Source organism: Paenibacillus agaridevorans, assembly GCF_003112455.1.
Taxonomy (GTDB): domain Bacteria; phylum Bacillota; class Bacilli; order Paenibacillales; family Paenibacillaceae; genus Pristimantibacillus; species Pristimantibacillus agaridevorans.
Window position 1 is genome coordinate 181,340 of record NZ_BDQX01000281.1, and the last position, 10,127, is coordinate 191,466.

8 protein-coding genes and 5 tRNA genes are annotated in these 10,127 nt (G+C 51.7%); all 13 read left to right on the forward strand.

Annotated elements, in window-relative coordinates; genetic code table 11:
• Positions 1-5: 5 nt before the first annotated feature.
• Positions 6-81, forward strand: a tRNA-Asn gene (locus PAT3040_RS22985).
• A gap of 6 nt (positions 82-87) precedes the next feature.
• Positions 88-178 (forward strand) — tRNA-Ser (locus PAT3040_RS22990).
• Between the two features lie 182 nt (positions 179-360).
• Positions 361-435: transfer RNA gene (locus tag PAT3040_RS22995), tRNA-Glu, on the forward strand.
• A gap of 48 nt (positions 436-483) precedes the next feature.
• Positions 484-559, forward strand: a tRNA-Lys gene (locus tag PAT3040_RS23000).
• A 57-nt stretch (positions 560-616) separates the two neighbouring features.
• Positions 617-699 (forward strand) — tRNA-Leu (locus PAT3040_RS23005).
• Positions 700-908: 209 nt separating this feature from the next.
• Entirely contained in the window at positions 909-3,911 is a 3,003-nt protein-coding gene (locus PAT3040_RS23010; protein ID WP_219930307.1) for a hybrid sensor histidine kinase/response regulator, read from the forward strand.
• Positions 3,889-4,884 (forward strand): response regulator, encoded by a 996-nt coding sequence (locus PAT3040_RS23015; protein ID WP_108994538.1) that lies wholly within the window; start codon positions 3,889-3,891, stop codon positions 4,882-4,884. Before PAT3040_RS23010 ends, PAT3040_RS23015 begins: the two co-directional genes overlap by 23 nt.
• Positions 4,885-5,070: 186 nt before the next feature.
• Positions 5,071-5,499 carry an NfeD family protein gene (locus PAT3040_RS23020; RefSeq protein WP_087570511.1) on the forward strand — a complete coding sequence of 143 codons (429 nt, stop codon included), beginning with the start codon at positions 5,071-5,073 and terminating at the stop codon, positions 5,497-5,499.
• A 9-nt stretch (positions 5,500-5,508) separates the two neighbouring features.
• Positions 5,509-6,441: an SPFH domain-containing protein gene (locus PAT3040_RS23025; RefSeq protein WP_087570512.1), complete on the forward strand. Its 933-nt coding sequence runs from the start codon at positions 5,509-5,511 to the stop codon at positions 6,439-6,441.
• A 187-nt stretch (positions 6,442-6,628) separates the two neighbouring features.
• Positions 6,629-7,654, forward strand: coding sequence for an FtsH protease activity modulator HflK (hflK, locus tag PAT3040_RS23030; RefSeq protein WP_246608744.1), 1,026 nt, complete (start codon positions 6,629-6,631; stop codon positions 7,652-7,654).
• On the forward strand, positions 7,644-8,510 hold the full coding sequence (gene hflC / locus PAT3040_RS23035) for a protease modulator HflC (protein ID WP_087570513.1): 867 nt from the start codon (positions 7,644-7,646) through the stop codon (positions 8,508-8,510). The genes hflK and hflC overlap by 11 nt, the downstream gene beginning before the upstream one ends.
• Positions 8,511-8,601: 91 nt before the next feature.
• The gene (locus tag PAT3040_RS23040; RefSeq protein ID WP_108994539.1) at positions 8,602-9,381 is read left to right on the forward strand and encodes a YheC/YheD family protein; all 780 of its coding nucleotides are present in this window, start codon (positions 8,602-8,604) and stop codon (positions 9,379-9,381) included.
• A 128-nt stretch (positions 9,382-9,509) separates the two neighbouring features.
• On the forward strand, positions 9,510-10,127 hold a 618-nt coding region (locus PAT3040_RS23045; protein ID WP_108994540.1), incomplete at its 3' end, for an MBL fold metallo-hydrolase.

The following is a 10,127-nucleotide window of genomic DNA, read 5'->3' on the forward strand; positions in this document are numbered from 1 at the left end:
GATGTTCCCTGATAGCTCAGTCGGTAGAGCACTCGACTGTTAATCGAGTTGTCACAGGTTCGAGTCCTGTTCGGGGAGCCAGTTCATGGAGAAGTACCCAAGTGGCTCAAGGGGACCCTCTGCTAAGGGGTTAGACTGCGTAAGTGGTGCGAGGGTTCGAATCCCTCCTTCTCCGCCACATTCTTTTTGCCGAAGGACTCATCGCATGGCATCGAGAGGCCGAGACGTAATCGGTCTTTTTATTTTGTTCAAGTCCTCGCGGATTGAGAAATTAAGAAATTAAATCTTGCAAATGAGCAGACAAGGTGATACAATAACTCTTGTCGCAAAAAAGCGAATGTATGCGGTAATGCAGCATGTGGCCCGTTGGTCAAGGGGTTAAGACACCTCCCTTTCACGGAGGTAACAGGGGTTCGAATCCCCTACGGGTCACCATCAACCTTTTACGAAGGCGCTCTTGCGTGGAGTCGTTTCCGTTCATGAGAGCCATTAGCTCAGTTGGTAGAGCACCTGACTTTTAATCAGGGTGTCGTAGGTTCGAGTCCTACATGGCTCACCAGTTTCTTCATCCCTCGGAGAACGCTGGCATGTCAGGGTCGGTTATCAATTATAATATGCGGTAGTGGTGGAATGGCAGACACGCTATCTTGAGGGGGTAGTGGGTGTATACCCGTGGAGGTTCGAGTCCTCTCTACCGCATCCAACAAGAAGTCCTTGCGAAGCAAGGACTTCTTTCTTTTTGTTTTTGATGCCTAGGAAATTATGCGACTCCAGAACTTGTGAACAAAAGGTTGAAAAATCTAACAGACACCAGCTATGGAACGCGTCAATATGCTATAATCTCTACTATGAACATTCGCGTACTGAGCATACTAATATTAATAATCACGTTGACAGTGGGATCATTGTTGACGGTCTATAACTGGTTTCAAGACCCGGAAGCCATGCCGGTGGCCGAGAAAGGAGCACTAGACGCTTCTCATTGGGATTTTACCGAGAGAGGCGTTATTTTGCTGCGCGGAGAATGGGAGTTCTATCAAGGAATGCTGTTGACGCCTGCGGACTTTAACGAACGGCCGGAGGAGCTGGGCAAGCAGCGAAAATATATGGCGGTGCCCGGGGACTGGAAAGGCATCATGTCCAGCGGAGGCAGGGATGGCGCGGGATACGGCACGTACAGGCTGGTCGTTAAGATCGGCAGGGATGACGTGTTCAGCCTGCGCGGCAAAAAAATCAGGTTGTCCAATCATGTCTACTTCGGCGGCGACGACTCCGGGGGCAGCGGCCAGCCTTCCGATCAAGCAGCTACATACATGCCAAGCAATATGCCGGTCTTCGCGACGGCGGCTTCGAAATCGGGCTATATGGATATACTGATCCAGGTCGCGAGCTACAATAATTTGCGTGGCGGACTTGTGCAGCCGCCGGAATTCGGTCTGACGGAAGATGTCATCGCGCGCAGGGACAACTCTCGTTTAGTCGATATTTTGCTCATATCCGCGATGCTGGTGTTCGGGCTTTATTATGCGGGAATGGCCAAGCGATGGCGCAAGGAACCGTATATTATGCATTTCAGCATTTTTTGCCTGGCGATCGGCTTGTTTACTTTGATCGATAACGAAATCGTTCTCGGCTCATTCTGGCCGGATTTCCCGTTCGCATGGCTGCAGAAGCTGCTTATCATGCTTCCTTTTATATCGTTCCTCTCGTTCTCCATGTACGCCTACCGGTATCTGGGGATTCGAGAATCCAGATGGTTCCGCGGACTCCGAATATTCGGCGTGAGTTACATCTGCCTGCAGGCGGTGTTGCCAAACTCCTTCGTCTCCATGCTGTTCTATATCAACATCGTGCTGCAGGCCATCATATTCTGCGTAGTGGCGGGCGAGCTGCTGCTTGGAAGGCGGGAGAACCGCAAAGGCTTGATCTATATCGTGCTAGGCGGATCCTACTTCGTTCTTGCCTGGATTATCGGGCAAATCAGATATCAATTCGCGCTGGACAATCCTTTCTCCATGCTCATAGCGCCGCTGCTGCTCGTGTTTTCTCAGTCGTTTCTGATGAGCGACCGCTTCCAGCAGGCTTTCCAGAAGAGCGAAGGCCAAACGAAACGTCTCATGGCGCAAAATCGGCAAAAGGACGAGTTCCTGGCAAAAACGTCGCGCGAGCTGCATACGCCGCTAAATGGCATTATTCACCTGTCCCAATCGCTGCTGGAGGACAAAAAAAATCCGCTGCTCGATCCCCATAGGGAAAATATTCAGCTGCTGCATGCGGTCGGACGCCGATTATCGACGCTTGTAGACGATATGATGGATTTTAATCGGATCAAATACGGAGAGACCCATCTCAAGCTTGCGCCTGTCGACGTAGCAATGATGGTTCGTTTCGTCCTGAATTCACTGGCAATCGTCCCCATCAACGATCGGGTGGAAATCCGCGATGAGCTGCCCAATAGGCTGCCATTCGTAATGGCTGACGAAAACAGGCTTCGCCAAATATTATATACGCTGATCGAAAATGGGCTCAAATATACGGCCGAGGGTTATGTCGTCATCAGGGCCGTCGCGCAAGAGGACGTTATCGTCATCTCGATCGAGGATACGGGCTCCGGTATGCCGAAAGCTTATATCGACCGCTTGTTCGGCACGAAGCTGTCGCAGGAGGAGCGGGAGCTGTACGAAACGGACGGCTTCGGACTTGGCATCCGCCTTGTCAAGCAACTGGTCGAGCTGCATGGCAGCGAACTGCAGGCCATCTCCGCCCCCGGAGAGGGCACCGTATTCTCCTTTACGCTTAATGTCGCGGCTCCGGAGATGGAATTGCAGCAGCTCTACGAGTCGGAAAGCGCGGCTGCGGAAGAAGAGTTGTTTTTTATGCCGCTTGGCAAAGAGGAGTTGGAATCGCCGTTTACCATCCTTATCGTCGATGATGACGGCGCGAGCCTCAAAATGATGATCGACGTCGTCCAATCGCTCGGTTACTCGCATGTCGCGATGCGGAGCAGCGAGGAAGCCGTGAAATGGCTGAGCGGCTCCAAACGCCCGGATCTTGCCGTCATTGATCTGCTCATGCCTGTCGTGTCGGGACTGGATCTGTGCTCCGCGATTCGGAGCAGATATAGTCTCGCCGAGCTCCCGGTGCTTATGATGACGTCGCTCGGACATCGGGAAGACATCATCGCGGCGCTTCGCGAAGGCGCCAACGATATTATTCATAAGCCGTTCGAGCCCTCCGTGCTGAAGGCGAGAATTCAATCCTTGCTCGCCATGAAGAAATCCTCGGAGCAAGCGGTGAAGCGTGAGATGGACTTCTTGCAAGCCCAGATTACGCCACATTTTCTGTACAATAGCATGAACGCTTTGGTAGGATTAAGTTATAAGGATACGGACAAGCTGCGCGAAACCATTCATCACTTAACGACCTATCTTCGAGCCAAATTTACATTCGTTTTCAAAAAGAAGCTGATCCCGCTGGAGTATGAGCTGGAGCTGGTAAGAGCTTATCTGGAGATCGAACAGCTGCGTTTCGGCAGCAGGCTGGAGGTTCAATACGAATTGCAGGGGCATAAAAATGTATGGCTTCCGCCCTTGTCGCTTCAACCCATTGTAGAGAATGCCGTAAGACATGGAATCGGGCCCAAGCCCGAAGGAGGAACGATTCGTATCAGCTCGGCGACTTCGGGCGAAGGCGTGCGGATAACGGTTGCCGATAATGGAGTCGGCATCGAAAAGGACGACTTGGAGCGGCTGCGGGCAGGCTCGCTCGGCGGCGTAGGCGTTGCCAGCGTAAATTACAGAATGAAAACAATCTTCGGTCAACCCATCGTGATGAGAAGCGAATTGGGGATCGGTACGGAGATGGAGCTACTCATACCGGAGGGATTCGATGCTGAAAGCGATGCTGATTGATGACGAGCAGATCGCGATTGATGTTATGGAAATATTGCTTGAACAAGAGGGCGGCGTAACGGTCTCGGGCAAGTTTTTAAATGTGCTGGAGGCGCTCGAATATGTGCAGGATCAAGGACCTGATATTATTTTCCTGGATATCGAGATGCCGGGGCTTAGCGGGTTGAGCGCTGCCTCAGCCATCGCCGAACGTTGCCCGACTGCCCAAATCATATTCGTTACGGCTCATCAGGAGTATGCGATAGACGCATTCGAGACGGGGGCGTTCGGATATTTGCTAAAGCCGGTGTCCGCCGTCCGATTGTCGCAGACGCTGGAGAGATTTAAGAAAAAATATGGCTCTGAGAGCCAGTACCCGGATCATGCGGAGGAGTCCGAATCCGAAGAGGGAGGCACCGGGCTGGATGAAGCCGGGGGCGCTTCGCTTGTTCTTAAGGTGATGGGCAGCATGGAGCTGTACGGCCCGCTCGGACAGTTGATTACCTGGAGGACGCGCAAAACAAAGGAATTGTTTGCCTATCTATGGCATGCGGGCGGAGAGCCGGTATACCGGCTTCGACTCATGGATGATTTGTGGCCGGAGGTGCCGGTGGAGCGCGCTCAAACGCTGCTTCATACGACGATCTATAATTTGCGCAGGATTCTTAAGCAAATCGGATTCGAGGATTGCGTCCGCTTCGGAGACGAAAGATATTGGCTCCTGACGGATGACCGGATCGGCAGCGATTACGCAGAGCTTATGGCGATATTCAACCGCGTTCAATTCATTACGTTGGAGCAGGGAGAGAAAATTCTTTCGTTGTATCGAGGCGACTACCTGGATACGGAATATTACGGGTGGGCGATCGCAAGACGCCAGAAGATGCGGGATGAGGCTGCACATTGTCTAAGAGCACTTGCCGAGATGGCGGATGAGCCGCTTCGCGGACTGTTCCTGCGCAAGCTGGAGGAGCTGGAGCAGGTTCAAGAGTAAAAAACGCTGGAGCTGGCAGACAGTAGCTTTAGGATGGCCCTTTAAGCTTGCGCGACAACTGGAACTTGCGTGGTTTTGAGACGTAGAAGAAGAAAGTACGAACCATTTTCGACATTTTTGCTTGATACAAGAGGAATTAGCACCATCGATAACGAATACATTAGCTCTGAAGAGGGGGGACCGGAGATGGATTGGTGGTTAATCTGGTTAATCGCTGCGGGTGCTCTGATCGTGATTGAGATGTTGACATTAACGTTCTATCTGCTGTGGCTTGGCATCGGAACGCTTGCTGCCGCCGTAGTAGCTATCGCAGCTCCTGAGGCGATATTGCTGCAGGTTATTGTCGGAAGCGTAGTTGCTTTGGTGTTAACCGTGTTCACGAAGCCGCTGACCCGGCGTTTTCACAACGGCAAGGGCTTTAAGGACGCGGTGGACGATTTAGTCGGCTTGCAGGGGACCGTTGTCGAGGATATCCATCCTGATGCGCCGGGCATCGTAAAGGTTGGCAGCGAGACATGGAGCGCGAAGTCGGAAGAAGAAATCGGCAAGGGCGAGACGGTTATCGTGGTCCATAGGGGAAGCGCTTTTCTGCAAGTAAACAAATGGGGAGGTTAGTGAATCATTATGGAATGGATAATAACCTTAATTGTAATCGTATTGGCCGTCGTATTTATTGCATTATCCGTTAAAATCATACCGCAGCAAAGAGTTGGCGTCGTGGAGCGTCTCGGTAAATTCAGCAGACTGCTTACGCCGGGCATCAATATTCTAATCCCGATCATCGACCACGTGCGCACGTATCACGATCTTCGCATTCAACAGGCGAACGTGCCGCCGCAGACCGTTATTACAAAAGATAACGTACAGGTTAAGATCGATACGATTATCTTCTACCAGGTAACCGGACCGGAACAAGCGACTTACGGCATCTCCGATTATGTTTATGGCGTACGAAACATCAGCACGGCGACGATGCGTCAGATCATCGGCAAGATGGAGCTCGACGAGACTTTGTCCGGACGGGAAAAAATTTCGACGGATATCCGCGTTGCGCTGGACGAAGCGACCGAGAAGTGGGGCGTGCGGATCGAACGCGTAGAAGTAATCGACATCCAGCCGCCTGCCGATATTCAGGATGCGATGGACAAACAGATGAAGGCGGAGCGCAGCAAGCGCGCCATGGTTTTGGAAGCCGAAGCGGCCAAGCAGGATATGATTTTGCGCGCGGAAGGCGACAAGCAAAGTAAAATTCTGAAGGCGGAAGGCGAGAAGGAAGCCCGCATCCGCCAAGCGGAAGGCCAACGTCAAGCGCAAGAGCTGGAAGCTATGGGCGAAGCGAAAGCGATTCAATCCATTGCCGAAGCCGAGAAAAGCCGGATCGAGATGATTCGTTCGGCAGGCTTGGACGAACAGGTCTTGACGTATCGATCACTTGAAGCGCTTGGCGAAATCGCCAAAGGCCCTGCTAACAAAGTATTCATCCCGACAAGAGCCGTCGAGACGCTGGGCAGCATCGGCGCAATCGGCGAGATGCTCAAGGAGACCAAGAAGCAATAATCAAGCTGTACCGACTGCAGCCGTTTCGATAGGCCGGAGCAATTATACGGCTTGGAGAAGCGGCTTCTTGACGTTCGACAGAGAGTTGTATCGGTCAAACCTTAAAATAAGCTTAAAAAACTGTGACCATTCGAGGTTTGAGCCGTACTAGTTTGTATGACTTTAAGATACGAGGGGAGAAAAGTGAATGAACTTCATGAATCAGGAACCCGGCGGCGGTGCTGCTGGACCGACGCCGGTTCCCAATCCGAATCGAAAGCCGCCGGAGATAAAGCCGGGAACCGTAAGAAATATTGTAATCGGCATCGTGGCGGTTATCGTATTGTTTTATCTGGGATCAACATCTTTTTATACGGTGCAGGAGCAAGAGCGGGCTGCCGTGCTGACATTTGGCAAATATACGCACGAGACGGGGTCCGGACTGCACTTTAAGTGGCCGAGTCCGATCCAGGAAGTGCGCATTGTGCCGGCCGAGCTGACTCAGCGTATTACGATCGGCTACCGCGAGAAAGGCAATACGGTTACACCGGTCGAAGACGAAGCCATGATGATTACCGGAGACGAGAACATCGTGTCCGCCGACGCCGTAGTCACTTGGAAGATTCACAATATCCGCAATTATTTGCATAATATTAGCGATCCCGAGCAGTTCCTTCGCAATTCCGCAAGCGCATCGATCCGATCGGTCATCGGCTCGCAGAAGCTGGATTACGCGATCACCGACGGCAAAACGGCGATTCAGGATCTTGTACGCGAGAAGCTGATCGAATTACAAAATAAATACGAGACGGGCATCCAGATTATCGACTTGAAATTCCAGGATATCGAACCTCCCGGCGGCGAAGTGGAAGAGGCCTTCCGGGCCGTAACCAACGCCAGAGAGGAAAAAAACACAAAAATAAACGTTGCGATGAAATATGAGAATGAACGGATTCCGAAAGCTCGCGGCGAGGCGCAAGCGTTGATCGAGCAGGCGGAAGCGGAAAAAAAATCCCGCGTTCTTAACGCGGAAGGCGACGTGGCCAAATTCAACGCGATTTTCAGCGAATATGTTGGCAATCCTAGCGTTACGCAAAACCGTCTCATATTGGAAACGCTGGAGAAAATATTGCCAAACGCGCAAATTTTCATTACAAACGGCGACGGCGACACGGTTAATTACTTGCCGCTGAACGAACTGCTTCGCAAGGAGGCTACAGGGGATGAAAACTAAACATTGGAGTATAATCGCGGCGGTCATCCTGCTGCTTATCGTCGGAGCGGGCTCCATGTTTATCGTCAAAGAAGGCGAATACAAGGTGGTGCTCCGATTTGGCGAAGCGATCCGAACGGTGAAGTCTCCTGGACTTAACTTCAAGCTCCCGTTCATCGAGAATACGACCGTGCTGCCCAAATACCAGATGACAATGGAAAGCAGCCCGGGCCAAATATTGACGAAGGACAAAAAGCCGATTATCGTCGATAACTATACGATTTGGCGTATCGTGGATCCGGAGAAGTTTATCAAGACTGTTCATAATGTCAGCGGCGGAACGCAGCGCATCGACGAGGCGGTCTACAACTCCGTCAGACGGAAGCTGTCCGAAGTGAATTACGATGCCATCATTAGCGAGAACACCGAAAGAGGCAATATTAATGATGAAATCACAAACGATGTGATTACGACATTGCAGCGCGACGATTATGGCATCCAGATCGTTGACGTACGCATCAAACGGACGGATTTGCCCGAAGGAAACAAACAAAGCGTATATAACCGCATGATTTCGGACCGCGAATCCATGGCGGCCAGATACTTGTCGGAGGGCGACGAGGAGTCGCGCAAAATGACGTCCAAGGCGGATCGTACCGCGAACGAGCTATTGGCGCAGGCTGAGGCGGATGCCAAAAAAATCGTTGCGGAAGGCGAAAAAGAAGCAGCGGTTATCTACAACAAAGCGTATGGCAAGGATCCGCAGTTCTACAATTTGTACAGAACGCTGGAGAGCTACATCGTGACCATGAAGAACCAGCCGGTTATTATGATGCCGATCGATTCGCCTTATGCGAAGATCCTGCTGGGACAATAAGAGCAACATTAGCGAAAATAGTTAAATCCGTATAGTTCATCGTACAGTCCAACATAGATTCACCTCATACAGTAATAATGAGGTGAATCTATTGTCTGTTAAGAGATATGCTAGTCGTAGAATCAGGGGCAAACTTAAAGTATGCCGATATCTGGAGAACAATAGCGCGACCCGGCGCATGGTACCCGATACGGAATCGTATAGTCTTGCGAATATGCGCAAACTGGCCAAACGCTATAACTCCTTGTATATCAAGCCGGATGTAGGTTCGCTTGGAATCGGGATATCTAAGCTCTCGCGGCAGAACGGCGGTTACCTGCTAAAGGAAACGTCGAGCAAGTCGCAGAGGTCGAGAAGCTTTGGGACGCTGGAAGCCGCTTACCGCCATCTAAAGGCAAAAGGGCGCGGCAAGCTGATCGTCCAGCAGGCAATCAAGCTGGATAAAGTGGATGGCAAGCCGTACGATATACGTGCGATGGTGCAGCGGAAGCCGGGAGGCGCATGGACATGTACCGGCTTTATCGTGAAAGTGGGCGGCAAAGGCATGATCGTCACCAACTATTATCAAGGCGGCGCTGTCTGGAAGCTTCGGAAGCTTCACAGGAGGCTTGGGCTGAATGCGCAGGAGAGCAACTATCGGGAAGAGCAATTGCGCTCCGAGGCGATCACGATCGCAAAGACGTTAAGCGCGAGACAATCCGGCATGCGGGAGATGGGCATCGATTTCGCAAGAGATCGCGGCGGAAAGTTGTGGATACTGGAGGTCAACTCCAACCATCCGCAGTTCCACCCTTTTAAGGCGATCGACCGAACGGCCTACGATCGAATAAAGGAATATGCCGCATCATACGGCAGATATGACGCCAAGTGAATATAAGCTGACAACCGCGGACCTGGAGGTTCGCGGTTTTTATATTGCCAGGAAAATAAGAGTTGATAAACTAACGTCATTAGTTTATTGTTAAACTAATATCATTAGTTTTATTGGAGGGCAACCCTATGAGAATAACTAAAGGAAACGGATTCGTACAGCTGACTTACTTGCCTAACCTGTTCCCAGTGAATTGTTATCTGGTAGAGGAAGACGACGGATTTACACTAGTGGACGCAGCATTGCCGAACAATGCGAAGGCTATTCTTCATGCGGCGGATCAACTGGGTAAACCAATCAAACGTATTGTGCTCACTCATGCGCATGATGATCATGTCGGCGCGCTGGATGCGATCAAAGCGAGCGATGGAAACATCGACGTATATATATCAGAGAGGGATTCGCGTCTTCTGGCCGGAGACAGGTCGCTTGCGGCCGACGAACCTCAAACGCCAATCCGGGGCGGCGTTCCGAAGGCCGTAAAGACAAGACCCGATGTGCTGCTGCAAGACGGCGACAAGATCGGGTCTCTGCTTGCAATAGCAGCAGGTGGACATACGCCGGGCTCCATGGCCTTTCTCGACGAACGAACGGGATTGCTTATCGCGGGAGACGCATTCCATACACGAGGCGGGGTAACGGTCACAAGCCGCATGCGATGGTCCTTCCCGTTTCCCGCTTTGGCAACTTGGAATGCCGAGGCTAGTCTTGCTTCCGCCAAGCGGCTTGCGGGTTGTAAACCCGCC